The organism is Streptococcus sp. GS001, assembly GCF_021595565.1.
GTDB lineage: Bacteria > Bacillota > Bacilli > Lactobacillales > Streptococcaceae > Streptococcus > Streptococcus xiaochunlingii.
The window spans coordinates 591861-615973 of record NZ_JACSYJ010000002.1; the positions used below are offsets into that span (position 1 = coordinate 591861).

Below are 24113 nucleotides of genomic sequence, written 5' to 3' on the forward strand. Positions count from 1 at the left end.
TCCTAAAAATAAGCGTTATGAAAATTATACCATAAATTAAAACAAGATTCTATTGCAGAACCATGTCTTTTCACACTGTTTTCTCTCAGAGAGAGAAGAAAAAAGGCTGGGGAAATCCCAGCCTTTTCGTCATGTTTAGTTTTTAGGTTTGCGAAGCAATCCGAACAAGATACCACTTACAACTGCACCGATCAATACGAACAAGATATAAAGAAGTGGATTTGAAGTAAGGGCGATCACGAAGATTCCTCCGTGAGGAGCCATCAGTTTCAAGCCTGCAAGACCAACAAGAGCACCTGTCAATGCTGAACCTGCGATGAAGCTTGGGATGGCACGAGCTGGGTCAGCTGCACCGAAAGGAATGGCACCTTCTGTGATGAAGGAAAGACCCATGACAATGTTTGTCAAACCAGAATCACGTTCTTCTTGTGTGAATTTATCTTTGAACAAGACAGTTGCTACGAATACTGCCAATGGAGGAACCATACCAGCTGCCATAACGGCTGCCATAACAATAGAACCACCTGAAGCAACAGATTCAGCAAGTGTACCTGTAGCGAAGACATAAGCGGCTTTGTTCACTGGTCCACCCATATCGACAGCCATCATACCGCCGACGAGAAGTCCAAGAAGGACAGCTGAGCTACCTGACAAGCTTGAAAGGAAGTTGTTAAGACCAGTATTGATAGCAGCCATTGGAATATTGATGAGGAACATCAAGAATCCTGTTAAACCAACACCAAGTAATGGCAAGAGAAGGATTGAACGGATACCATCAAGAGAACGAGGAAGACCTGCTAGAGCTTTACGAAGAACAAGAATCACTCCACCTGCTAAGAAACCACCAACTAAGGCACCAAGGAAACCAGATGATACTGCACCTGGCAACTCACCTTTAGCAGCGCCGTAGGCGATATTTCCAAATGCTGACCCTGAGCTAGCAATAGATCCAGCGATAAACCCTGCTACAAAACCAGGTTTTTCAGCGATTGAGAATCCGATGTAACCTGCAAGTACAGGAAGCATGAAGCCAAAGGCTGCACCACCGATTGTCTTGAATTGAGCTGCTAATTCATGGTATGAACCAAGTTGAGATAATTGATCTTGAGGCACTCCAAGAATTTGGTCAATCAAGAAGGCAAGAGCAATCAAGATACCACCACCGATAACGAATGGAAGCATTTGAGAAACCCCACTCATCAAGTGTTTGTAGAAGGCTCCAGCCAAACTCAATTTTTCTTGGCTAGCGCTAGCTTGTGCAACATTTTCGGCGTGGAAGACTTCTGCTTTGCCATCCAAGATGGTTTGGATCAATTCTTCTGTCTGACGGATACCTGCTGCGACTGGTTTAGAAATTAATTTTTTGCCATCGAAACGAGCGGTTTCAACTGCTTTATCCGCTGCAATGATGACCCCTTCAGCTTTTGCGATTTCTTCAGCTGTCAAGCGGTTGCCGACACCAGATGCACCGTTGGTTTCAACACGGACCGTAACACCCATTTCTTCACCTTTTTTGATGAGGGCTTCTTCTGCCATATAAGTGTGGGCGATACCAGTTGTACATGCTGTAACAGCAACGATGAGCGGTTTGTCAAATGAAGCTGCTTCTTTGACTGCTTCTGCTTTTTTCGCTTCTTCAGCTGCAGCTTCTTGCTCTTCTGCATCAAAGGCTGCGATCACTTGATCAGGTGTGCTTGCTTGGCGAAGTTTGTCCGCAAATCCTGGTTTCATCAAGTACTTAGACAATTCAGCAAGGGCTGCCAAGTGAGTGTCATTTGCTCCTTCTGGAGCGGCGATCATGAAGAACAAGTCTGTTGGCTGTCCATCAAGTGATGCATAGTCCACACCCTTGTTTGATTTTGCGAACAAAACCGTTGCTTCTTTGACAGCTTCATTTTTGCTGTGAGGCATAGCAATTCCGTCACCCAAACCAGTTGAAGTTTGTGCTTCACGGTTCATGATTCCAGTTTTAAAAGTTTCAAAATCTGTCACCACACCATTGTTAACGAGCGATTGGACCATCTCATTGATCACGCCCTCTTTATCTGTTGCTTGAATATCAAACAACATCACGTTTTTATTTAAAACGTCTTGAATTTTCATAGTTTTTCTACCTCTACTTTTTCATAAGTTTCTTTTATATAGTCAGCTGTCGCCAAATCATCTGAGAAGGTGGTCGCCGTTCCACAAGCCACGCCCCATTTGAAAGCTTCGATGACATCACCCGTCGTTGCAAGCTTCCCAGTGAAGCCTGCTACCATGGAATCTCCAGCCCCGACAGAGTTCTTCACTTGACCTTTGATTGGTTTTGCGAAGTAAGTGCCGCTTGGACTGACAAGGAGAGCACCATCACCCGCCATGGAAATAATGACGTTTTGTGCACCCTTGGCTAAGATTTCTTTGGTATAGCGTTCAATTTCTGGCAATTCCGTCAAGGTAACGCCAAAGATATCTCCCAATTCATGATTGTTTGGTTTGACCAATTGGGGATTGAACTCCAAAGAATCAATCAAGGTTTGCCCTTCAAAGTCACACACCACTTGCGCACCTGTTGCACGAGTTGCTGCGATCAATTGTTTGTAAACCGCATTCCCAAGTGAAGATGGAGCAGACCCTGCAAAGACTACTACATCATCTGCTGTTAAGCTGGATAGGATGCTGAGCAATTCTTGCAACTGAGCTTCCGTCACTTCTGGGCCGTTCCCATTGATTTCTGTTTCCTCATCGGCCTTGATCTTGACATTGATCCGTGTATCTTGGTCCACTGTCACAAAGTTGGTTGAAATAGCTTCACTAGTCAGTACGTCTTCAATGAAGCGTCCTGTGAAACCACCGATAAATCCAGTCGCTGTGTTGTCGATATCGAGACGCTTTAAGACACGACTGACATTGATTCCCTTACCACCGGCGAATTTATCTTCCGAAGCCATCCGGTTGACCGCCCCTGTCTCTACATGATCGATACGAACGATGTAATCAATCGCTGGATTTAATGTAACTGTATAAATCAAACCTCAATAACCTCCGTTTTTTCTTTTAATTTAGAAAGGATTTCCGTATCTGAAGCATTGGTAATGATGGTTGCTCTCTTCACCGGAGCTACCTTTACAAAAGATGTCCGCCCAAGTTTTGACGAGTCCAGGAGAATGTAAGTATTCTTTGCATTCTCTAAAATGGCCCGTTTTACAGCCCCCTCTTCAAGATCCGGAGTGCTGTAAGACTCTAGGTCGACGCCATTCATCCCAATAAAAGCTCGATCGAAACTTAACTGACCGATTTGATTCAAGGCCATCCCTCCGATGCTAGCGTCGGTTGACGTCTTAACCATCCCGCCGATGATGACCGTCGGAATATCTCTCTCCACTAAACTCGCTGCATGGTGAATGGAATTTGTCACAACTGTAACGGTTGGATTGGCCAATTCATGAACCAATAATTCATTGGTGGTCCCTGCATCGATAAAGACAACTTCAAAATCTTTGATCAATTCTGCTGCTTTTTTTGCAATAGCAGATTTTTCTTGAACGTTTTTGATTGCTTTATCTTTATTGCTTTCTTCTTCCTGCAAGGAATGGAGACTTTCAGCCCCACCATGAATTCGTCTCAGTTTATTCTCAGCTTCTAGTTCATCCAAATCGCGCCGAACCGTTGATTCTGATGAGTTTAACTCTTGAACTAAATCCTCAATAGAGACGATTCGCTCTTTGATAACCTTTTCTAAAATGATGTGTTTTCGTTCAGATTTTAACATATTACCTCCTTTCGGAAACGATTACAAGGACTATTATACTCTCTTATCTTTCAAAGTCAAGCATTAAATATCATTTTCTTTCATTTTCTATCAATTTCTTTAAAATCGTCCATTATACTTTCTTTTCATATCGCTACTTAAGTCTTGAACAAAATACCTAAAAACCTCAGCAGTAAATTTCTGACAGAATAAAAAAGAGGCTGGGACAAAAGTCCTAGCCTCTCAATTGTCTTTGGATTATCGAGCAAGACGCAGTGGTTGAGTGGGCTCTACTACGCTGATTTCATCATCTTTTACAGCCCTACTCAACTGTGCGGAGGTGGGACGACGAAATCGAATTCTAACGAATTACCGATTTCTGTCCCACTCTTACTTTAACAACTATTCAACTTTTTTAAACCCAAGTCCTCGGAACCATTTGGATAGTCCCTTTTTACTTTTGTGTTCGTCTTTTCCAGTAGCTTTCTCAAGGTTAGGTTCGTCTTGCAAGTGATCTTCTGATTGAGTAGAAGCCAGTAACGAAACTGGGGCCTGATCAGTAACTTCTTCCTCTCCTGCTACTGCAGATTTATTTCCATCCTCATTTGAATGAATTTTCTCTATTCGACTCCTGAACTCACTAGCTTCTTTTTGGTAAGCCATAAAACTTGCAAAGGCTGTTTCAAATTCTACTTTTTTCTTTTCAAGTTCAGTTTTTGCGGAAGCCACCAAGGCTTGGGCATCAACTAGCAGTTCAGATGAATTGGTAAACAGTTTAAGATGACCTTTAGCTTGCGTTAATTGTTTTTGAGCGATTTGAAGTTGGGCATGTGCGCCTTCAAGTTTAGATGCAGTCTCTTTCGCTGCATTCTGTAAAGCTTCTAATTGCTTTTTATCTTCTTCTAATGCCAGAGTAACATTTTTCAAGGCTTCTTCCTTCGGGCTAATACTACCTTGTATACGAGCTCGTGATACTGCCAGTGAGTTTTCGGCTTCCTTGACTTCTATCGACGCAACCTGCCATTTCTTCATCAGTGAAGCTAGGTTACGTTGTGCACGCGCTAATAGTTGCTCATGACTTGCAAGAGAATTCTTAACATCGAATAAATGCCCAGAAAGGATATTGATGCGAGACTCTTGGTTAATCTTTTCAACCTTTAGGCTCTCCAATATATTTTTTACAGCCTTCACATCCGCTTTTGTCGTCCTTGCATTGGCAACTTTTCTCATCCACTTGGTCAGTTCTTCGCTGGTATAAAGCGGGCTTCCTTCTTCAAAGAAAGCTACTTGAGATACCTCTAAATCTGGATCATAGGCAACTGAAATGGCCTTGTATTGATTTCCCATCATGTGTACATAGTGGCCAACCTTAGCAAATAGCTCCGGTCCCATTTTTCTGGAGATCTGTCTAGGATCTAGCTGACTTTCATCCGTCGGTAAATCGAATTGCTTGGCTAATTGACGATAGTGGTCTTTTTCACTATACCAGAAGGCAACCGCTTCTCTAGGTCGATAGCCCCAGGCAACATTCTCATTCTCTTGGTAACTGGACAAGCCTTTTCGATGGTTTACATAATACTCTGTTTGAAGTTGACTAGCAGGCAATTGATAAGGATCTACCAAGAGCTCCTCTAAACCAGCCTGGCGACGGTACAGATTAATCGTATCTACGATTTCTAACGCTTTTAAGACGTTATCTAATCTAGTGACCTTTCCACCTGCCAGCTGGTCCTCTTCACTCCTACGGCGATAAAGAGACAAGGCTCCGACAGCGCATCGGTCACCCGCCTTGGCCCACTCTTGAAGTAAGGTCTCATAGCTTGCCTGTTGAAGATTGATGGGACTCAGCATTGCCGCTTTACGGACCTGTTCTAACTCCACTTCTTTTAGGGAAATTTGATGGGCTAGTCGCTCAATTTTCTCTTGTGCGCCAGCAATCTCACTGGAAACCTGCTTTAAGACCTGAGGCACATTGGCATGTGTTTCTGTCAGATTAACTACTAATGCCTGAGCTATTTTTAATTCGTTTTGCGCCTGCTCCTCTTTTTGCTGTGCGTTGGCTAATACTGTCTCATCGTTCTGGATGGGTTGTTTGGCTTTTCTCAATTCATTACCTGCAATATCAACAAGCAACTGTTGGGCAGCAATTTTATTCTCTTGATTCTTTATGGCAGAACGGACTTGGTGATCGGCTTCTGTTGCTTGGCGTACCTTGTCTTCTTCCAAAGTAACAACTGCTTTAGCAACCGCAACTTCATTTTCAGTTTTGCCAATAGTGCTTTGATTGGAGTTTTGAATCCTTGTTTCAGTATTCTGTAAGTTAGCTTCAGCAGCTTCAAGACCAGACTTGGCTACATTGTATTCAGATTGAGCCTGATTCAAGCGCAAACGTTGGTCTTCTACTCTTTTTTCAGCTTTTAACAACTGTTCATTTAAGATATTCATATCCATAAAACTTGAATCCATTCCAGTCACATCAGGCGCTTGCTGATCAGCAGCATCCTTCTGGGCAATCTCCTCTGCTTGCGCCTTATGTCCAGCCAAAGCTGAAAAGAGGGTTGTCGCAGCGACACCCGTTGTAAAGACTGATTTTCCTATTTTTTTGCCCATTGCAATCCCCACCAAAACTTTTTCATATCTGTTCTCTCTTCATAAGGATACCACATTTTGTTACCAATAACTAGTAGGATGGGAAAGATTTTTTCTTATTTTAGTGCAAAAGAAAAACAGCTGTCGCTGTTAGTCTTCTTGTTTAATTTGCTCCAACATCTTCTCTTCTTCTGCTGTCAATTCATAGTTTTCTAGCAGATCAGGGCGACGCTCCAAGGTCTTTTTCAAACTCTGGTAAAGACGCCATTGACGGATATTTTCATGGTGACCACTCATGAGGACATCTGGAACCGTCATCCCTCGGTATTCATAAGGCCGTGTGTATTGAGGATACTCTAAGAGACCAGACGAAAAACTATCATCCTGGTGGCTGGACTCTTTTCCGATCACCTCTGGAATCAAGCGGACTGTCGCATCAATCATGGTCATGGCTGCTAGCTCACCGCCCGTCAGAACATAATCTCCCAGAGAAATCTCATCTGTCACCAAGGTCTTGATCCGTTCATCGTAGCCTTCATAGTGACCACAGATAAAGATCAATTCTTCTTCCTGAGCCAACTCTTCTGCATACCTTTGATCAAAGGTCCGACCAGCTGGATCTAGCAAGATCACGCGCGGGTTCTTTTTCTCAATGGCATCAAAGGCATCAAAGATCGGCTGCGCTCGTAGAAGCATACCTTGCCCACCACCATAGGGCTCATCATCGACGTGGCGTGCCTTCTCCGCATATTCACGAAAATTATGGTAGTTTATCTCTAATAGGCCTTTCTCACGCGCTTTGCCGACGATCGAGTGCTCCAAAGGCGAAAACATCTCTGGAAAGAGGGTTAAAATATCAATCTTCATCGTCTAACCCTTCTAAGATGTCCACATCGACCCGATTACCCGGGATATCGATATTGAGCACCACTGGTGGGATATAAGGCAAGAGAAGGTCTCGTTTGCCTTTGCGTTTGACTACCCAGACATCATTAGCACCTGGTTGCAGGATTTCCTTGATCTGACCGATTAGCTGGTCATTTTCATAAACATCAAGGCCGATGATCTCATGGTAATAAAACTCGCCCTCATCCAAATCCGTCAAGTCTTCTTCCGCAACCTTGAGGCTAAAGCCCTTGAATTTTTCGATGGCATTGATATGGTACATATCCTTAAACTTGATGATGTCGAAGTTCTTGTGCTTGCGGTGGCTAGCAATGGTCACTGTTTGGACGAACTGATCCTTCTCATCAAAGAGGGCCAATTCAGCTCCTTTTTTAAAGCGCTCATCCGCAAAGTCTGTCACAGACAAGACCCGCATCTCTCCTTGTAAGCCTTGGGTATTTACAATTTTCCCAACGTTAAAATAATTCATGATTTCACTACATTCCTCTTTTAATTAATTTATCTTTACAGTTCTCTAATAAGAGTTGCAATTTTTTCCGATTCTGACCAGTGTAGATAGTGGTGGTTTCCACCTAGAATGAGTTTCGTATTTGAATTCCAATATTCTGAATCTCTGTACTCTTTTTCTCTGTACGCCTGACAAAATACGAAAACAGGAATATTATCTGCTAAGGTCAAACTATCAAAATCTTCAGCGGTAATATTTACTGATATCTGAAATCCAGGAACTTGCTTTTCCAATTCTAAGCCCTTTTCTTCCATCAATTCCCAAATCAGTCTATCAGTTTCAGGTTCAAATGTTGCATGAGTTAGTCCCTTAAAATAATTTTCCGGACCACATTCTTCAATCATCCTCATTTGCTCTTCCATTTCTGGATAAGGATTTTTTGAAAAATCAGCAAACATTATATTTTTTGTTGTTGGTTCAATTGCTATCAAAGCTTGACACTTAATTGGTTTACTCAGTAACTTTAAAGCCAAAACACCACTTAAACTATGAACACAAAGTATATAATCGGAAATTTCCAACCCTTTCAGGATTTCGAATACTACTTCAACAAGATTGTCCAAATTAATTCCTGTTTGACTATGAATCGGACTCCTGCCTGTATTCGGAAAATCAATCGTTAAGTAACCTATTGAGGAAGGAAGTTTTTCAAGGATTGGTAGGAAATTTTCATAACTTGGTATCAAACCAGCACCATTTAAACAAACTAGTATTTTATTTCCCTTTTTATAAGTAACAGAGAGACAACCAATCTTTGTAGTTACTTCAAATCGGTTCATATCAAAATAACTCCTTCTAAACAACAATTCACTTAACATTCTTAGGTTTTATTTTATCACGTTCAATAGATTTTCTCAAATGGACTTTCTTGCTAAAAAGCCTTCCAAATCTTGTTCATGCTGATACTTGATGGCTGCCTTCTTGTCTTTTTCAAAAATGGTCTTCGTTAGGTCGATATGGTTGATAGCTGCAATTGCCACTGTGTAATGAATGATATCTGCCAACTCCTTTGCCAATACCTCGTTTGAATCTTGGACACCTTCTTTTCTACCTGAACGTCCATTTAAAACCTCAGCGACTTCTCCAACTTCTTCCACTAGTTTGATAAAAAGTCCTTCTTCTGTTCTAGATTGTTGATAATGATCAAGTAAGTATTCCTCTAGTTGTCTAACTGTTAAATCTCTCATTCCTTCTCCTTGCAACAAAAAAACGGGACAGAGTCCCGCCTTTTATTTTTCGTCAATAACGATTCTTACTTTTTTATCTTCAGTTGGGACAGAGTAGACAATCGTTCTTATCGCAGAAATGGTGCGACCTTTCCGACCGATCACTCGACCAACATCGCTAGGATCAAGGTCAAGGTGGTACTCCAAGAATTCAGGAGTATCTTCGATCTTGATGGTTAAGGCATCCGGTTGTGAAATCAAAGGTTTCACAATTGCAATAATAAGATTTTCAATCGTATCCATACATCAACCTACTTTTTGATTATTTTGAGAATTTAGAATCGTGGAATTTCTTCAAGACACCTTCTTTTGAAAGGATGTTGCGAACTGTATCTGAAGGTTGAGCTCCATCAGCCAACCATGCAAGAACGCGGTCTTCTTTCAAAGTAACTTGGTTTTCTTCAACAAGTGGATTGTAAGTTCCAACTGTTTCGATGAAACGTCCATCACGTGGTGAACGTGAATCTGCTACGTTGATACGGTAGTAAGGTTTTTTCTTAGAACCCATACGAGTCAAACGAATTTTAACTGCCATTTTTATAAGTCTCTTTTCTATATTTTAATTTTCGGTGAAATAGACAAGCTATTTAGCACATGATCTATTATAACACATTTTATAGACCTGTCAAGAAAAAAACTTGACACTATTAAAAATTTTTTAATCGATCTCAAAGTAATAAGATCCTTCATCTTTGGAATCCGATTCAATCACATAGTTCCCAGAAGGAAGACCGGATACATCCAAGTGCTTCCCTTCAAATTCTTTGGCGAGGGAAGTTACCGTAACGGTAAAGGAAAACCCCTTAATTTGGCGGTAGGTAGCATAATCCAAGGTCAGAATCCCTCGAAGATCTGTTTCTCCTATTTTTTCAGCAGCCAGTAAGTCTCTTGCCAATTGATCTTCAAAATCGGGATTTTGGTTTGGTAACTGAAGACGAACCTCGCTTACCTCGAGGCCTTGTTGATGAAATCGCTTTTTTATCTCTTGCTTTAATTGTTGAAATCCTTGAGATTCCGTAAAGGCTCTTTCAAAAAACGGGGCTACTAACCAACTGTTGTAATGTTGAGCCAGTTCTCCTGCCGTGTCATAGTTTTTCCCAGTTTCTTCTTTTGATAGATGAGTCGCATCGGGAAAGTCAAACTGGACCGTCTTTCCCTCAACCCTTTCTTGATAGCTATAGGCATATTCGGTCGACATCCCATGGAGTTTAGCTGCTTTAAAATGTAGGTCTCCTTTAAATCCCGCTTCCTGATAAAAGCCGGAAATTTGCTGTTGGATTTCTTTTTCTTCTTGATTACTAAAATAAAAAAGAAAACAAATCAAGAGAGCGCCCCCTATGAAGTATGCACGAATCAGGTAGCCGATCCATTTCTTGATCCTACCCTTTATTTGTTTTAATTTATTCATTCCTCCATGATAACAAAAAACTAGCCCGAGAGCTAGTTTGTAATGGAATGAAATTTGAACAAAGCTTATTCAGGTTGTTAAAGAGATGCTTATATTTGATGCTCCTCCACATCACCGCTACATTCAATCCAGGGATATTGCTTCATCAGATAGGTCCAAAAATGATGCCACTCCTCTTTCTGATAGCTGATAGCGAGATAGTATTCCTTGTAGTCAAAATCCCTTAACACAAGAAAATACTTAGGAGGAAGAAGTGATTTGTTTCTACCAGAGTACCTACTATAACTATACTTTTGAAATTTCTGAAGTTGGATTTTCCAAATGTCCTCATCTATTCTCAGATAGTCGAAACAAGAGCGATAGGTTATCAAATAACCCTTATATACTAGTAACTTCAACCTCGGTTCACTAAATGTTGATTCCTTCTCTATCTCCAGCAAAGAGATTGATTCGTTCCATTGCTGCGAAAACTCTCTGCCTTTTCTGCTTGTTTTACAAATCAGACGAACAAATTCGAATACTTGCCGAATGAGAATGAAAGAAACCGTGCAGCCTAGCATTATCCACGCTCGAAACCCTTTTCTTTCCTGAACAGTAGCTTGGTCCCAATCCATCCCATTCAATAAGCATAACAAATAGAAAGCTGCACCAGCTAATAGGAGGATATAAGCTAGTTGAATAAGAAATTGAAAAAATAAATTTCTTCTAATCATTTAACCCCGTTTACATCTCCTTCTTTTCAGGTCAATTCCATTTCACCTCTAACTGAAAACAACTGGTATCAGTACTAGGCTAATCTTTTCGCAAGAGAGCCAATAACGCCTCATAAGAATCCACTTCATAAGTCGGCACTGCTGGACTGGTATTTTCTTTATGATTCGGATTGTACCAGACGGTATCAATCCCCGCAGCATTGCCTCCAGCGATGTCCGCCGTCAAAGAATCCCCAATCATGAGAGCTTGTTCCTTAGCAAATCCTGGGATTAGGTTCCCAATTTTTTCGTAAAAGGCCACTTCCGGTTTTTGAGTTCCTAATTGTTCAGAGATGAAGATTTCTTTGAAATAAGGTGTGATGGCTGACTGCTTCAAGCGCCCTTGCTGAATAGCAGTAACGCCGTTGGTAGCACCGTAGATCTGGTAACCTCTTTCTACTAGCTTAGCTAACATGTCTTCTGCTCCTGGGAAAGTCTGTCCCTGTTGACTAATGTAGTCCTGGTAGCGCAAGGCCATCTCTTCACCATCTACTTGTCTTCCAAAATGGGCAAAGGCGATGGCAAACCGGCTGTTAATCAAGTCTTTCTTGCTAATCTTCTTTTGCTCCAAATCTTTCCAGAGGCCTTGGTTCATGGGTTTGTAGTAATCCTTAAAGGCTTGAATATCTTGAACCCCCTGATCTTGGAGAAATTGCGTTAAGGCCACTTCCTCCGCTGTATCAAAGTCCAACAAGGTGTGGTCTAGGTCAAAAAGTAAAAATGTATATGTCATTACAAACGATCCTTCAATTTTTCTACAAATAAATAGGCTGCTGGGCAAGTGAGGGTATTCTTGATAGTCAGATGGTTGATCTGGTAGATTTTCTTTCGGTCTGTATGAGGAAATTCTCGACAAGCCTTAGGACGCACATCGTAGATGGAACAGAGATTATCACCACCCAAGAAAGGGCAAGGCATGGATTTAAAAACCTTATCTCCATCTTCATCGACTTGAAGAAATTCCGCCTCAAAAGCGGGAAGCTTCATCTTGAAATACTTGGCGATGCGCGTGATATCTGCTTCCTTAAAATCGGGTCCTAGGGTCTTACAGCAGTTGGCACAGGCTGTACAATCAATTTCTTGAAAGACTTCATCGTGAATCTCTTGGGCTATTTTATCTAGATTTTTAGGAGGCTTCTTTTTCAGATTCGCCAATACCTTGCGGTGCTCCTTTTGTTTTTGAAGCGCTAACTGATGGTATTTTTCTAAGTCAATTTCTTGAGACATAAACTACTTTCTAATTGCTAAATGGATAAGAGCATTATACCATAGAGGCCGTAAAAAAAGATAGATTCATCAATCTATCTTTTTGCATTAATCCGTCACGGCACCTGTTCCATCAAGGCTCCAAGTGTTTTCTACATAGGAGGTTAATTGAGCTAATGTTTTTTCATCTCCAAGACAGGCAATGTAATGCATCTTCCCATCTATTTGAAAAAACCAGCAAGTAACATGTCGACCCGACTGAAGAATCATGTTTAATTGGGTGGCTACATTCCCTCCAACTTTGCTAGTAGATCTCCACGATTTTACTACTTTATTTATTTCGTTCAAGTCATTCTCAAATCTTTGAGCCATCACTTCATTAAAATCTTCCTCTTCGGTGACACGCGCTCTTTCTCTGGTAGTAGCGTTCAAAATAATCGCATTATCCACGTTTTTATCTGCGTATTGGATATTATCTCCACCTTCTTCATTTGTATATTTTACCCAATCACTTGGAATATTGACATACCCAAAATCTGCTGATCCAATTCGTTTCGTTTCTGCGAGACTCTCACTATTATCTGATAGTTCTTCCTTTACCTTGCTACTTGATTTTGTTGCTTCTTTCACCACATTCTTGGAGCTAGACGCTGCCGATGATTTACTAGACTCTTTCTTTGGACTGATACAAGCAGAAAGACTGACAACAGACAAAAAAGTTACTGACGCCAGTAGGAACTTATTTTTCATTTTTCTCTCCTCTATGATAGATCATATACACTAGTCTAACATCTTATACTCTATTTTAAAAGGACCATTTAAATTTCTTACCAAAAAAAGAACTAATTCAAACTGATGAACTGTTTGAATTAGTCCCTGCTTTCTTAAGGATATACAACCTGAGAGATTCTTTGCTAACCAGGTTGCAAAAAGTTAAATGTTACAAAAATAGAACCTACTGACAGCGTCTAAATCGTATTCTATCATGTATTGAAAATTGGTGACAATGAAACCAACTTCCTCACGAATGCATTAGGCTTTTGGACCTTTTTCATCCAAACTCCAAGTTTCCTCAATGTAAGGAATGAATTGAGCCAAGGTCTCTGGATCCCCTTCAAAAGACATCAAGTATACCTTATCATCCTTTTGGAAGACCCAAGTAATGAGGTACTGTCCAGATTTAAGGATAATATTCAGCTGCAAGGCTTCATTCCCTGAGACAGTGGTCTTCGCTCCCCACATTTTCTCTACTTCTTTATTGTCTTTCCAATAATAAGCAATTCGGTTCGCAATCAACTCTGCGTTGAAGACTTCCCCTTCACCGACATTTGCTTTTTCTTTGGTATACCCGTTCATGGTAACGATATTGTAGGCACTTCCATCTGTAAATTGAATGCTGTCTCCGCCATCTATATCTGTAAATTTAATCCACTTGCTTGGGATATCGATATAACCATAATCTGCAGAACCAACCCGTTTGGTTTCGACAGAACTCTTGGTATCATCCGATGATTTTGACTCTACCTTGCTAGAAGTCTTTTTACTAGAGGATTTTTTACTCTTTTTTACCACCTCAGTGGAACTAGATTCAGATGACAATGGTTTTCTAGACTCTTTTTTAGGTGTGCTACAAGCTACAAGGGCAATAGCTGATAAGACCGAGACAGTCGCTAGTAGGAACTTATTTTTCATCTTTCCTCTCCTTTGTGATGGATTTTGATACCTCTAGTTTATCACGTTCAATGAAGATTTGAAAGCGCTATTTGTCTAGTCCGATAGAAAAACGCCCCTAGCGGGACGTTTGATTTGTTGGAATATTTCAGAGAGAAGCTTACTCCTCATCCATTGAAAGAACTGACAAGAAGGCTTCCTGTGGTACTTCTACAGATCCGATAGCTTTCATCCGTTTCTTACCGGCTTTTTGTTTTTCAAGAAGCTTCCGTTTCCGTGAGACGTCCCCACCATAACACTTGGCCAAGACGTTCTTACGAAGAGCCTTGATATCTGTACGTGCAACGATCTTATGACCGATGGCTGCTTGGATAGGCACTTCAAACTGTTGACGAGGGATAATCTTCTTGAGCTTCTCAACAATCAATTTACCACGTTCATAGGCAAAGTCCTTGTGAACGATAAAGCTGAGAGCATCGACGGTATCGCCATTAAGAAGGATATCCATTTTAACCAATTTAGATGGACGGTATTCAGACAGCTCGTAGTCAAAGCTCGCATAACCACGCGTAGAAGATTTCAATTTATCAAAGAAATCAAAGACTATTTCCGCCAGTGGGATTTGATAGATCACATTAACCCGATTTTCGTCGATGTAGTCCATGGTCACAAAGTCCCCACGTTTGCGTTGGGCCAATTCCATGACAGCTCCGACAAACTCTTGAGGCACCATGATTTGCGCTTTGACATAAGGTTCTTCGATCGAAGCGATCTTGGTTGGATCTGGGAACTCAGACGGATTGGACACATCCAGCACTTCTCCATCTGTCAAATTGACCTTATAGATTACAGACGGCGCTGTCATAATCAAGTCAATATTGAACTCGCGCTCCAAGCGTTCTTGGATAACGTCCATATGAAGGAGTCCTAAGAAACCACACCGGAAACCAAAACCAAGGGCTTGAGATGTTTCAGGCTCAAATTGAAGACTAGCGTCATTCAATTGCAACTTCTCCAAAGCTTCCCGAAGATCGTTGTATTTGTTAGATTCGATTGGGTAAAGACCGGCAAAGACCATTGGGTTCATTTGCTTGTAACCATGAAGGGGCTCACTTGCTGGATTGGTCACTAGGGTCACCGTATCCCCGACACGGGTGTCCGCAACAGTCTTGATAGAGGCTGCAATATAACCAACATCTCCTGTCGCAAGGAAATCACGACCAACCGCTTTAGGAGTAAAAATCCCTACCTCTGTCACATCAAAGGTCTTGCCATTGCTCATCAACTGGATGGTGTCACCAGGCTTCACCATACCATTAACCACCCGAACTTGAAGGATAACTCCACGATATGAGTCGTATACTGAGTCAAAGATCAAGGCTTGCAATGGAGCAGCAACATCCCCAGTAGGAGCTGGAACTTTCTCAACGATTTGTTCCAAAATCTCTTCAATCCCGATACCAGCCTTGGCTGAAGCTAGAACTGCTTCACTGGCATCCAGACCAATGACGTCTTCTACTTCTGTGCGCACCCGTTCTGGATCGGCAGCTGGCAAATCGATTTTATTGATAACTGGCAGGATTTCCAAATCATTATCCAAAGCCAGGTAAACATTGGCTAGGGTCTGCGCTTCGATCCCTTGAGCCGCATCCACTACGAGAATGGCTCCCTCACAGGCAGCCAGCGAACGAGAAACCTCATAAGTAAAGTCCACGTGTCCCGGTGTGTCAATCAAGTGGAAGATGTAGGTTTCTCCGTCTTTTGCCGTGTAATTCAACTCGATGGCATTAAGCTTAATAGTAATCCCACGTTCCCGTTCTAGGTCCATGCTGTCCAAGAGCTGGGCTTGCATTTCCCGACTAGAAACGGTCTCAGTTTTTTCTAAGATTCGGTCCGCCAAGGTTGACTTTCCGTGGTCAATATGGGCGATAATCGAGAAGTTCCGAATCTTCTCTTGTCGTTTCTTTAATTCTTCTAAATTCATTTTTTCATCCTTATAAAACTATTCAGTATATTATAACAAAAAAGATAGGCCTTTGCCTATCTTAATCCATTATTTTCAAAAATCGCTTCTGTGTTTTATTTCCTTCATAACCTATATGTTCATAAAAAACATGGGCATCTTTACGATGAGAGGCAGAACTCAAACGAATAAAGGAATAGTTATGAGTTCGAGCAAGAGCTTCAACTCGCTCCATCAATTGCCGACCAATTCCACGTCCTTGAGCAGATGGGAAAACAGCAAGTCCTAAAACATTTAAACCCGGATCGCTATATATACTCTCATAGGCTTCTGCTTCGACATAGCCTAAAATATTTCCAGTTTGGTCCTCTTCGTAAACAAAGCAAAAGTGACCCGAATCTTGCTGATTGAATTTATCGATCTGAGCTGTTACTTTCTCAAGGGTCGAATCATACCCCAATGCCTGGTGGCACAAATCACGAATTTGACCTGCATCTTTAATTTGAACGGTCCGAATCATACTTTTACCTCCATGAAGTCTTTTCCTTTATTTTAGACCTTATACCTAAAAATATCAAGTTTTAAAATATATTAATAGAATATATTGTGTTTCTATTTAATTCGAATTAAAATAATTAATGAACAATAAAGGATTTCTATTTACTTTTTCGATTTAATTCGCTATAATAAATTGTAATGTAAAAAGGAGGTGAAGCTCTTGGCAAGAGGACGTGGAAAAGCAAGCCCACAAGATAAAGAGGCTTTGCGCATTATTTCCGAAAAAATAAGAGAACTATTAAAGGTTCAGAATAAGAAACAGGTCGATTTATCTCGTACTACTGGTATCCCAGCTAGTACCTTGACTGGCTATGTAAAAGGGACTTCTCTCCCAGTCAGTGAGAACTTAGAAAAGATTGCTAGTTTCTTTGAAATCCCCATCTCTGACCTAGATCCTCGTTATGGACAACCAGATACCTTGGAGGATTCTAAGATTGAGTTTATCTATAAGCAACTGGATGAGGATTTTCAAGATTCACTCTTAGAGGAAGCCAATCGCTTGTTGGTTTTGCAGGCCGAACGGAAACGTATCGAGAAGAAATACACACCATATACGGTCTTCGACAGTTATGCTGCCAGTCAAAGTGCTTCTAAGGGAGATTTGGTTTGGTTTGATCAAAAACTAGCTTATGATTTAGCACTTTGGATTCATACAGACTCGCTGGAACCTAAATATCCAAAGGGATCTGTTGCTCTAATCAAGCAAACTTTCTACGATACTGCTGGTGCCATCTATGCTATTGAGTACGATGGGCAAACCTTGATCAAGCGTGTCTTTCGTGAAGCACAAGGGATTCGTCTCGTTTCCCTCAATAAAAAGTACAGTGATAAGATTATTCCTTTAGAAGAGGAACCGAGGGTCATCGGAAAAGTCATTGCTAGCTTTCTTCCAGCTAAGGAGGATGAGCTATGATTCGATTAGTTGCTATTGATTTAGATGGGACCCTTTTATCACCAGACAAAACCATTAGTCCTGCTAATAAGCAGGCTCTTTTGGATGCTGAAGCTGCTGGTGTACACGTCGTTATCTGTACAGGTCGCCCTCTCTCTGGTGTACGTCCAATTTTTGAAGAAATTGGCTTCAAAAGTAATCACTCCTACTCTGTGATTAATAATGGTTGTACAACTGTTAAATCATCAGATTGGTCCGTCATCAGTTATAATGCCTTATCTGAAGAAGATTTGGGTTATCTCGATCAGTTGACGCAGGAGATTCATCCTCAATTAAGTTTGTTCGATTTAAATCGCTATATCATTTTGAATAAGGAACCTTCTGAAATAGCTAAAATGGATGCTAGCATCGTTTCTGCAGTCCCCGTGTCACTTGGCCTAGAAGAAATTCTTGAGGCACAACCGATTTTCCAAGGGATGTTTATCGATCAGAAAGAGCAGATTGATGTCTTTCAAGAGACCTATGAAGAAGTATTAGCCCAGCGCTTCCACACCATTCGCTCACAACCGATTCTATTCGAGATCCTTCCCAAGGGAGTAAATAAAGCGACCGGCTTAAAGGCACTGGCTGAATACTTAGGTATTCCAAGGCAAGAGGTCATGGCTATCGGTGATGAGAACAACGATATTGAAATGATTGAGTACGCGGGTCTTGGAGTTGCTATGGGCAATGCTCCAGCTGCTATCAAAGCTTTGGCTGATGTCACTACCACTTCTAACGAAGAAGATGGTGTCGCTACTGCTATCAAGCGCTATGTTTTACAAGCACAGAACTAGAAAAGGAAAAACAAATGAAATACCCAACATTATTAGAACGTTTTTTAACCTATGTCAAAGTCAACACTCGCTCTGATGAGACTTCAACAACAACTCCTAGTACAGCTTCTCAAGTAGAGTTTGCAAAGAATGTACTGCTTCCTGAAATGGAACGAGTTGGACTTCAGAATGTCTACTACCTTCCAAATGGTTTTGCTATCGGAACGCTTCCGGCAAACGATCCAAGTCTCACCCGAAAGATTGGCTTTATCTCTCATATGGATACAGCTGATTTCAATGCGGAAAATATCAGCCCACAAGTCATCGAAAACTATGATGGTGGCACCATTGCTCTCGGAGATTCTGGTTATTCACTAGATCCAGCCGACTTTGCTAACCTCCATAACTACAAAGGTCAAACCTTGATCACTACTGACGGTACGACCCTTCTTGGTGCAGATGACAAATCAGGGATTGCTGAGATTATGACAGCCATCGAATACTTGAATGCTCATCCAGAAATCAAACACTGCGAAATCCGAGTTGGCTTTGGACCAGATGAAGAAATCGGAGTCGGAGCAGATAAGTTTGATGCAGAAGATTTCAATGTAGACTTCGCTTATACAGTGGACGGTGGTCCTCTTGGTGAATTGCAATACGAAACCTTCTCTGCTGCAGGAGCTGAAATCACCTTCAAAGGGCGTAATGTGCACCCAGGTACTGCAAAGAACCAAATGGTCAATGCTCTCCAGTTAGCCATTGACTTCCACAATCAACTCCCTGAAGAAGACCGCCCTGAAAAAACAGATGGCTACCAAGGCTTCTTCCATTTGATGAATATCGACGGGACTGTTGAGGAAGCGCATGCTAGCTACATTATCCGAGACTTCGAGACTGAGAACTTTGAAGCCCGTAAAGCCATGATGGAAGACATCGCAAGCAAGATGAACCAAGAACTTGGTGCCGAACGTGTTCTCTTGACCCTTAAAGACCAGTACTACAACATGAAACAAGTCATCGAGAAAGACATGACACCAGTCAACTTGGCTAAGGAAGTCATGGAAGATTTGGGCATTACGCCGATCATTGAACCTATTCGCGGTGGTACAGACGGTTCTAAGATTTCCTTTATGGGAATTCCAACTCCAAACCTTTTCGCTGGTGGCGAAAATATGCATGGTCGCTTTGAATATGTCAGCCTTCAAACCATGGAACGTGCAGTGGATACCATCATCGGAATTGTTAGACATTCCTAATCCACACTATTGAATTAAACAAAGAGCTTCGGTTATCTTGACCGAAGCTCTTTTTCTATTCATCCAGATATACTACCTTACTAAACTGGCTATTAATCTGGTCTTGGTAAGTCTCATAAATTGAAAGAGGGATTCGCAAGCACGTATCTGCTGCATGTCCTGCAAAAGGACGATGTGTCAGAAGGGCTACTTTCCTTCCCTTTTCATGCTCTTGGTTCAAGTGATTTATCAGACTAAGAATCTGGCTCGAATCTTCTGGAGCGCCTCGATCAACCAATAAGGTCCATTGACTCCAATCTGGCGCCTCATCTTCGCCACAGATAGAAGTATAGTAAGAAACCTTTTCGCCAACTTGACCGAATCCAGCTGTTAAATCCAAAGGACGTAATTTTAGCTCAGGACATAGTTGCTCCTTCTCTTGTCGCTCATACAAGTAAAGATTATATAAAAACTGGAGATAAAACGGATCCATTCGACTCAGTTCACTCACTTCTTCCATCTCGAACCCTCGATGAAATGCTTCTAAGATAGATGAAAAGCGATATGGCATTCGTTTGGCGATCCGTTGGATGAGTTCATCGTCCGAAACCTCTTTTAGAATATGCTTAGGCCATTGATCCGAACCGAAATTTTCAACGGCTTGCTGATAGGCTTCTTCCAAACTACTACCAAACCCATGAATTGCATCAACTGAATGAATTTGTGTATTGAGAACTTTTGTCACCTTTTCCATTGGAAAGACGGGTAGTTTAAAGAAAATACGATCTAGAGTGGGTTCAAACAGGGCTGTAAGACCCTTCATCGTAGGATGAGGAAGGTCCAAAAGGTGGTCGCCTAATTTTAAGCATAAGGCCTGGTGGTAAATCGAATAACCTAAGGCCATGGACATGGTCGAGAAGGAATCCGAAGCAAAAGGATTGACCTCAAGAATATAGAATTGGTAACTCTTTGGATCAAGCGCAAACTTGATGGATGTCGCTCCAACCAGTCTCAAGTGCCGGACAATAGACAAAGCTGCCTCTCTCAAGGTCTGATGCTCGGTATCTGTCAACGTCAGACTTGGGATGACTTGATAAGAATCACTGGAATGGATCCCAACCGGGTCGATACTCTCAATGTTTCCCGCAAGATAATAATTATCCTGACGGTCTCGGACGACGATGTATTCCAACTCCTTGAAACCAACCGTTGAGAGCTCCAACAAACACTGAGCCTGTGGCGATACTTCTAGTCCTTTTTCGACAGCATCACATAAATCATCCAAGTTATTAGCAATCCGACGACCTTGCCCATGCTTGCTGGCAAGTGGCCAAACAACAATAGGGAATTGGATCTGCTCTGAGAACTCAATGGCCTCTCGCACTGTCGAAACCAAGGATGAGGAAGGAACTTGATAACCTAAGTCCTGTAGAAATGACTTTTGGTCTGCCTGGTGGTAAAAGGTACGGTACTGCCTAAGCGAAGTTCCTAGAATACGGATCTTGTGTTCCTTGAGAAACCCAATTTCTTCCAATCGGAATAAAAGCCCAAGGACTTGCTTATCCGCAAAAGACAGCAGTAAATTTTTGGTTTTCGTCGCTAGAAGGGCTTCTTTGAGACTGTCCAACTTTAAACGAATAACGGAAACAGCATCTCCTTCTTCTTTGGTGATTCCGTTCTCGTCTCCACAATAGAGGACTTCTGTCTGGTAACCACGTTCTTTTAATAAGGGACAAGACGTGAGTGCTCCAAGCAAACTGACATCATTGAAGGATTCTGCACACAACAGCGTTACTTGATTCATGACCATAACTCCTCCCTTCTTTCGTCTAATTTACTTTCAATCAAATCCATAAATTCATCATAGAAATAAAGACTTTCCCTTGGTCCTGGACTGGACTCAATATGGTAGAGGACACCTATCAAGGGAAGATAGCGGTGACGAAAGGCCTCGATAGAGTGATCATGAAGCTCCTCATGGGTGATCAGAAAATCTCGTGGAAGAGTATCACGCTCGATGTTGTACTGATGATTCTGGCTAGTGATTTCGACTTTTCCAGTAGCAACTTCTTTTACAGGAATGTTAAGTCCTCGATGAGGACTTTTTAGTTTGGTGAGGCTTCCCCCGTGGGCAAGGGCCAGCAATTCTGCCCCCAAGCCGATTCCCATAATTGGAATATGAGGATCGATTTTAGCAATAACCTGGCAAATACCATCGATATGATGAGGATTCCCTGGACCACTGGATAGAATAATGCCATCCGGCTGCAAATCCTTTAATTCCTTCAATTTAATAGAATAAGGAACGACCGTGACGTTACAACCTCGTGCAATCAATTGACGCAAAACGGAATGCCGTAAGCCCAAGTCGATCAAGACGATACTCTTACCAAACCCTGGTGCAGCATAGGGGGTTTTGGTCGACACCTGGCGGACTTGGTCAAAAGGCAAGACAGTTGCCCGGAGCTGATCCAAGATATGCTCGATTGCATCCCCCTCATTGACCACTGTAGCCTTGATACTTCCATGTTCAGTGACAATTTTAGCCAGCTTTCGAGTATCGACTCCTTGGATCCCTGGAATATTGTGTTTTTTCAGGTAAGCATCTAAGGATAATTGTTTGCGCCAATTACTGGGATGACTCGCTAATTGGTGCACTACCACTGCTAGACACCCAGGAAAAATAGATTCATAATCATCTCGGTTTATCCCAGTTGTACCGATAACTGGAAAAGTAAAGGCTAATATTTGCCCCTTATAGGACTGGTCGGTAATCAACTCCTGATAACCCGTCATGGCAGAATTTAAGACCAATTCCCCACTGACATAGGTATCAGCTCCAAAACCAGTTCCTTCAAAAACCGTCCCATCTTCTAACACTAAGAGACGTTTTACCATAAATTCTCCTTACAAACTCCAAAAAGAAAAGTGAGAAAAGACCACCTTTTTGTAGACTCTCTCACTTCTCCTTTCTTTTTTACATATTATTTACGTCCAGCTAAAACCGCTTCGATGATAGCCATACGGACAAAGACACCATTGGTCATTTGCTCCACGATGCGTGATTTAGGAGCTTCTACCAAGTGGTCAGCAATCTCCACATCACGGTTTACTGGAGCTGGGTGCATCAAGATGGCTGTGTCTTTCATACGATCATAGCGTTCTTGTGTCAAGCCATGCAAACGATGGTAGTTCTCTTTTGAGAAGAGTGACTCATAATCATGACGCTCGTGTTGCACACGTAGGAACATCATGACATCGACCTCTTCGATCACTTCATCAATCGTCACAAAGGTTCCGTATTCTTCAAATTCCGCACTTCTCCATTCGTCTGGGCCTGCAAAGTAGAGGGTTGCTCCCAAACGTTTCAAGATTTGCATATTTGATTTTGCCACCCGTGAGTGATCCAAGTCACCAGCGATACAAACCTTGAGTCCATCAAAGTGACCAAACTCTTGATAGATGGTCATCAAGTCTAGTAAACTTTGGCTTGGGTGTTGACCAGATCCATCTCCCCCGTTGACAATAGAGGCTGTGATAGTTGGACTTTCAATCAATTGCTTGTAGTAGTCTACTTCTGGGTGACGGATGACGCAGATATCAACTCCGAGAGCTGACATGGTCAAAATGGTATCGTACAGAGTTTCACCCTTGTTTACAGAGCTCGTTTTCACATCAAAGTCAAGGAGGTCACAACCTAATTTCAACTCAGCCACTTCAAATGCTTTGTGCGTACGTGTTGATGACTCAAAGAAGAGGTTAGCCACGATATGTTGCTCATCATAATGAGCTTTTGCTCCATTTTTAAACTCAATACCACGCTTAATCAAGGCCATAACTTCTTCGTTTGATAAAGCTTCCATTGAGACAAGGTTTTTAAGTGCGATTTGATTTGTAGACATGTTGTAACTCCATTCCAAAGATATGCATATGTGAAAACAATACAGGAAGCTTCCTCAGTCACTCCTGTATATAGCGACGATTTGAAAACTACCTTATTCACTCACCTCGATCAAGATGCGATCTTGACCATCTAGCTCAGTCATCTCGACAATAATTTCCTCTGATCGACTTGTTGGAATGTTCTTTCCAACATAATCTGGTCGGATCGGTAATTCTCTATGACCACGATCCACTAGGACTGCCAGGCTGACACGCGATGGACGTCCACGACTGACAAGATTATCGATGGCTGCTCGAATGGTCCGACCTGTATAAAGGACATCATCAATCAGGATGACATCTTTGCCAGTAATATCTACTGGTAAAACGGTTGAATCTTCTGTTACTTTGATATCATCACGGAAAGGCTTGGTATCCAATTCACAGACTGGAACTTCTATTTGTTCTAGCTGTGCTAACCTTTCTTTGATGCGATTGGCAATGAAAACGCCACGAGTTTTGATCCCTACCAAAACAATTTGGCTCAGATCCTTATTCCGTTCAATGATTTCATAAGTGATGCGAGTAATCGCTCGCTTCATGGTCAAATCATCAACGACTTCTTTGATCTTCATCTTTTCCTCCTAATTGATAGAAAAAAGCCTCCCTTTTCAAGGAGGCTTCAGAAAAATATCAAGAGATAAGATCTAGAACGCATCTAGTTCACCCCTTATTTTGATCAGACTCCTTGCCTGCCTCACGGGACAGGATT

General features: G+C 41.8%; 25 protein-coding genes. 3 read left to right on the top strand and 22 right to left on the bottom strand.

The genetic code is table 11. The features are described 5' to 3' along the window. Window positions 1-135: 135 nt before the first annotated feature. The 18 genes from H8S88_RS06435 to H8S88_RS06520 form a co-directional block, all read right to left on the bottom strand. On the bottom strand, window positions 136-2103 hold the full coding sequence (locus H8S88_RS06435; protein WP_236128178.1) for a PTS fructose transporter subunit IIABC: 1968 nt from the start codon (window positions 2101-2103) through the stop codon (window positions 136-138). Continuing rightward, the gene (gene pfkB / locus H8S88_RS06440) at window positions 2100-3011 is read right to left on the bottom strand and encodes a 1-phosphofructokinase (RefSeq protein ID WP_195611658.1); all 912 of its coding nucleotides are present in this window, start codon (window positions 3009-3011) and stop codon (window positions 2100-2102) included. Before pfkB ends, H8S88_RS06435 begins: the two co-directional genes overlap by 4 nt. After that, complete coding sequence (locus tag H8S88_RS06445) at window positions 3008-3751, bottom strand: DeoR/GlpR family DNA-binding transcription regulator (RefSeq protein ID WP_048716102.1); 744 nt, start codon at window positions 3749-3751, stop codon at window positions 3008-3010. The genes pfkB and H8S88_RS06445 overlap by 4 nt, the downstream gene beginning before the upstream one ends. A gap of 381 nt (window positions 3752-4132) precedes the next feature. Continuing rightward, window positions 4133-6340, bottom strand: a complete 2208-nt coding sequence (locus tag H8S88_RS06450; protein WP_236128179.1) for a CAP domain-containing protein — start codon at window positions 6338-6340, stop codon at window positions 4133-4135. A gap of 129 nt (window positions 6341-6469) precedes the next feature. Then, window positions 6470-7186 (bottom strand): tRNA (guanosine(37)-N1)-methyltransferase TrmD, encoded by a 717-nt coding sequence (trmD, locus tag H8S88_RS06455; protein WP_236128180.1) that lies wholly within the window; start codon window positions 7184-7186, stop codon window positions 6470-6472. After that, window positions 7176-7694, bottom strand: coding sequence for a ribosome maturation factor RimM (gene rimM / locus H8S88_RS06460; protein ID WP_037615386.1), 519 nt, complete (start codon window positions 7692-7694; stop codon window positions 7176-7178). The genes trmD and rimM overlap by 11 nt, the downstream gene beginning before the upstream one ends. Window positions 7695-7729: 35 nt before the next feature. After that, a complete protein-coding gene (locus H8S88_RS06465) occupies window positions 7730-8512 on the bottom strand; it encodes an alpha/beta fold hydrolase (protein WP_236128181.1) in 783 nt (260 codons plus the stop codon). Window positions 8513-8587: 75 nt separating this feature from the next. Then, window positions 8588-8920: a MazG nucleotide pyrophosphohydrolase domain-containing protein gene (locus H8S88_RS06470; protein ID WP_107849268.1), complete on the bottom strand. Its 333-nt coding sequence runs from the start codon at window positions 8918-8920 to the stop codon at window positions 8588-8590. Between the two features lie 42 nt (window positions 8921-8962). Continuing rightward, on the bottom strand, window positions 8963-9202 hold the full coding sequence (gene kphA / locus H8S88_RS06475; protein ID WP_003001620.1) for an RNA-binding protein KphA: 240 nt from the start codon (window positions 9200-9202) through the stop codon (window positions 8963-8965). Between the two features lie 19 nt (window positions 9203-9221). Beyond that, window positions 9222-9494: a 30S ribosomal protein S16 gene (gene rpsP, locus H8S88_RS06480; protein ID WP_006596292.1), complete on the bottom strand. Its 273-nt coding sequence runs from the start codon at window positions 9492-9494 to the stop codon at window positions 9222-9224. A 123-nt stretch (window positions 9495-9617) separates the two neighbouring features. Next, window positions 9618-10367 carry a hypothetical protein gene (locus H8S88_RS06485; protein WP_140814041.1) on the bottom strand — a complete coding sequence of 250 codons (750 nt, stop codon included), beginning with the start codon at window positions 10365-10367 and terminating at the stop codon, window positions 9618-9620. An 89-nt stretch (window positions 10368-10456) separates the two neighbouring features. Then, window positions 10457-11080: a hypothetical protein gene (locus H8S88_RS06490; RefSeq protein WP_195610928.1), complete on the bottom strand. Its 624-nt coding sequence runs from the start codon at window positions 11078-11080 to the stop codon at window positions 10457-10459. A 79-nt stretch (window positions 11081-11159) separates the two neighbouring features. After that, window positions 11160-11852: a YjjG family noncanonical pyrimidine nucleotidase gene (locus H8S88_RS06495; protein ID WP_125336092.1), complete on the bottom strand. Its 693-nt coding sequence runs from the start codon at window positions 11850-11852 to the stop codon at window positions 11160-11162. Beyond that, entirely contained in the window at window positions 11852-12346 is a 495-nt protein-coding gene (locus tag H8S88_RS06500; protein ID WP_061564019.1) for a YkgJ family cysteine cluster protein, read from the bottom strand. The genes H8S88_RS06495 and H8S88_RS06500 overlap by 1 nt, the downstream gene beginning before the upstream one ends. Before the next feature lie 87 nt (window positions 12347-12433). Further along, the gene (locus H8S88_RS06505; protein WP_125336091.1) at window positions 12434-13075 is read right to left on the bottom strand and encodes a hypothetical protein; all 642 of its coding nucleotides are present in this window, start codon (window positions 13073-13075) and stop codon (window positions 12434-12436) included. A 282-nt stretch (window positions 13076-13357) separates the two neighbouring features. Next, on the bottom strand, window positions 13358-14017 hold the full coding sequence (locus H8S88_RS06510) for a hypothetical protein (RefSeq protein ID WP_048690658.1): 660 nt from the start codon (window positions 14015-14017) through the stop codon (window positions 13358-13360). Between the two features lie 139 nt (window positions 14018-14156). Next, complete coding sequence (gene lepA / locus H8S88_RS06515) at window positions 14157-15980, bottom strand: translation elongation factor 4 (protein ID WP_125336090.1); 1824 nt, start codon at window positions 15978-15980, stop codon at window positions 14157-14159. 61 nt (window positions 15981-16041) lie between these two features. Beyond that, window positions 16042-16479, bottom strand: coding sequence for a GNAT family N-acetyltransferase (locus H8S88_RS06520; RefSeq protein ID WP_125336089.1), 438 nt, complete (start codon window positions 16477-16479; stop codon window positions 16042-16044). A 198-nt stretch (window positions 16480-16677) separates the two neighbouring features. On the opposite strand from H8S88_RS06520, the gene H8S88_RS06525 reads away from it, so the two are divergent. Genes H8S88_RS06525 through pepT form a run of 3 tightly spaced genes read left to right on the top strand, consistent with a single transcriptional unit; the run spans window position 16678 to window position 19480 of the window. Further along, window positions 16678-17430 carry a LexA family transcriptional regulator gene (locus tag H8S88_RS06525; protein WP_048788868.1) on the top strand — a complete coding sequence of 251 codons (753 nt, stop codon included), beginning with the start codon at window positions 16678-16680 and terminating at the stop codon, window positions 17428-17430. Beyond that, window positions 17427-18245 carry a Cof-type HAD-IIB family hydrolase gene (locus H8S88_RS06530; RefSeq protein WP_125336088.1) on the top strand — a complete coding sequence of 273 codons (819 nt, stop codon included), beginning with the start codon at window positions 17427-17429 and terminating at the stop codon, window positions 18243-18245. Before H8S88_RS06525 ends, H8S88_RS06530 begins: the two co-directional genes overlap by 4 nt. A 14-nt stretch (window positions 18246-18259) precedes the next feature. Beyond that, the gene (gene pepT / locus H8S88_RS06535; protein WP_125336087.1) at window positions 18260-19480 is read left to right on the top strand and encodes a peptidase T; all 1221 of its coding nucleotides are present in this window, start codon (window positions 18260-18262) and stop codon (window positions 19478-19480) included. 55 nt (window positions 19481-19535) lie between these two features. Here the strand turns inward: pepT and H8S88_RS06540 are convergent, their stop codons facing one another. The 4 genes from H8S88_RS06540 to pyrR all read right to left on the bottom strand — a co-directional run bounded on the left by H8S88_RS06540 (window position 19536) and on the right by pyrR (window position 23976). Next, a complete protein-coding gene (locus tag H8S88_RS06540; protein WP_236128182.1) occupies window positions 19536-21263 on the bottom strand; it encodes an ATP-binding protein in 1728 nt (575 codons plus the stop codon). Further along, window positions 21260-22357, bottom strand: a complete 1098-nt coding sequence (locus H8S88_RS06545) for a carbamoyl phosphate synthase small subunit (RefSeq protein WP_125336085.1) — start codon at window positions 22355-22357, stop codon at window positions 21260-21262. Before H8S88_RS06545 ends, H8S88_RS06540 begins: the two co-directional genes overlap by 4 nt. Before the next feature lie 86 nt (window positions 22358-22443). Then, on the bottom strand, window positions 22444-23361 hold the full coding sequence (locus H8S88_RS06550; protein WP_048690641.1) for an aspartate carbamoyltransferase catalytic subunit: 918 nt from the start codon (window positions 23359-23361) through the stop codon (window positions 22444-22446). 93 nt (window positions 23362-23454) lie between these two features. After that, a complete protein-coding gene (gene pyrR, locus H8S88_RS06555) occupies window positions 23455-23976 on the bottom strand; it encodes a bifunctional pyr operon transcriptional regulator/uracil phosphoribosyltransferase PyrR (RefSeq protein ID WP_006596278.1) in 522 nt (173 codons plus the stop codon). Window positions 23977-24113: the final 137 nt, after the last annotated feature.

Bases quoted from the DNA above. Each gene is read 5' to 3' on its own strand.
- H8S88_RS06510 (WP_048690658.1), bottom strand. From the start codon at position 14,017: ATGAAAAATAAGTTCCTACTAGCGACTGTCTCGGTCTTATCAGCTATT.
- H8S88_RS06445 (WP_048716102.1), bottom strand. From the start codon at position 3,751: ATGTTAAAATCTGAACGAAAACACATCATTTTAGAAAAGGTTATCAAA.
- kphA (WP_003001620.1), bottom strand. From the start codon at position 9,202: ATGGATACGATTGAAAATCTTATTATTGCAATTGTGAAACCTTTGATT.
- lepA (WP_125336090.1), bottom strand. From the start codon at position 15,980: ATGAATTTAGAAGAATTAAAGAAACGACAAGAGAAGATTCGGAACTTC.
- H8S88_RS06520 (WP_125336089.1), bottom strand. From the start codon at position 16,479: ATGATTCGGACCGTTCAAATTAAAGATGCAGGTCAAATTCGTGATTTG.
- pyrR (WP_006596278.1), bottom strand. From the start codon at position 23,976: ATGAAGATCAAAGAAGTCGTTGATGATTTGACCATGAAGCGAGCGATT.
- pepT (WP_125336087.1), top strand. From the start codon at position 18,260: ATGAAATACCCAACATTATTAGAACGTTTTTTAACCTATGTCAAAGTC.
- H8S88_RS06545 (WP_125336085.1), bottom strand. From the start codon at position 22,357: ATGGTAAAACGTCTCTTAGTGTTAGAAGATGGGACGGTTTTTGAAGGA.
- trmD (WP_236128180.1), bottom strand. From the start codon at position 7,186: ATGAAGATTGATATTTTAACCCTCTTTCCAGAGATGTTTTCGCCTTTG.
- H8S88_RS06540 (WP_236128182.1), bottom strand. From the start codon at position 21,263: ATGAATCAAGTAACGCTGTTGTGTGCAGAATCCTTCAATGATGTCAGT.
- H8S88_RS06435 (WP_236128178.1), bottom strand. From the start codon at position 2,103: ATGAAAATTCAAGACGTTTTAAATAAAAACGTGATGTTGTTTGATATT.
- H8S88_RS06465 (WP_236128181.1), bottom strand. From the start codon at position 8,512: ATGAACCGATTTGAAGTAACTACAAAGATTGGTTGTCTCTCTGTTACT.
- H8S88_RS06485 (WP_140814041.1), bottom strand. From the start codon at position 10,367: ATGAATAAATTAAAACAAATAAAGGGTAGGATCAAGAAATGGATCGGC.
- H8S88_RS06490 (WP_195610928.1), bottom strand. From the start codon at position 11,080: ATGATTAGAAGAAATTTATTTTTTCAATTTCTTATTCAACTAGCTTAT.
- H8S88_RS06450 (WP_236128179.1), bottom strand. From the start codon at position 6,340: ATGGGCAAAAAAATAGGAAAATCAGTCTTTACAACGGGTGTCGCTGCG.
- H8S88_RS06505 (WP_125336091.1), bottom strand. From the start codon at position 13,075: ATGAAAAATAAGTTCCTACTGGCGTCAGTAACTTTTTTGTCTGTTGTC.
- H8S88_RS06495 (WP_125336092.1), bottom strand. From the start codon at position 11,852: ATGACATATACATTTTTACTTTTTGACCTAGACCACACCTTGTTGGAC.
- rpsP (WP_006596292.1), bottom strand. From the start codon at position 9,494: ATGGCAGTTAAAATTCGTTTGACTCGTATGGGTTCTAAGAAAAAACCT.
- H8S88_RS06550 (WP_048690641.1), bottom strand. From the start codon at position 23,361: ATGTCTACAAATCAAATCGCACTTAAAAACCTTGTCTCAATGGAAGCT.
- H8S88_RS06530 (WP_125336088.1), top strand. From the start codon at position 17,427: ATGATTCGATTAGTTGCTATTGATTTAGATGGGACCCTTTTATCACCA.
- H8S88_RS06500 (WP_061564019.1), bottom strand. From the start codon at position 12,346: ATGTCTCAAGAAATTGACTTAGAAAAATACCATCAGTTAGCGCTTCAA.
- rimM (WP_037615386.1), bottom strand. From the start codon at position 7,694: ATGAATTATTTTAACGTTGGGAAAATTGTAAATACCCAAGGCTTACAA.
- H8S88_RS06470 (WP_107849268.1), bottom strand. From the start codon at position 8,920: ATGAGAGATTTAACAGTTAGACAACTAGAGGAATACTTACTTGATCAT.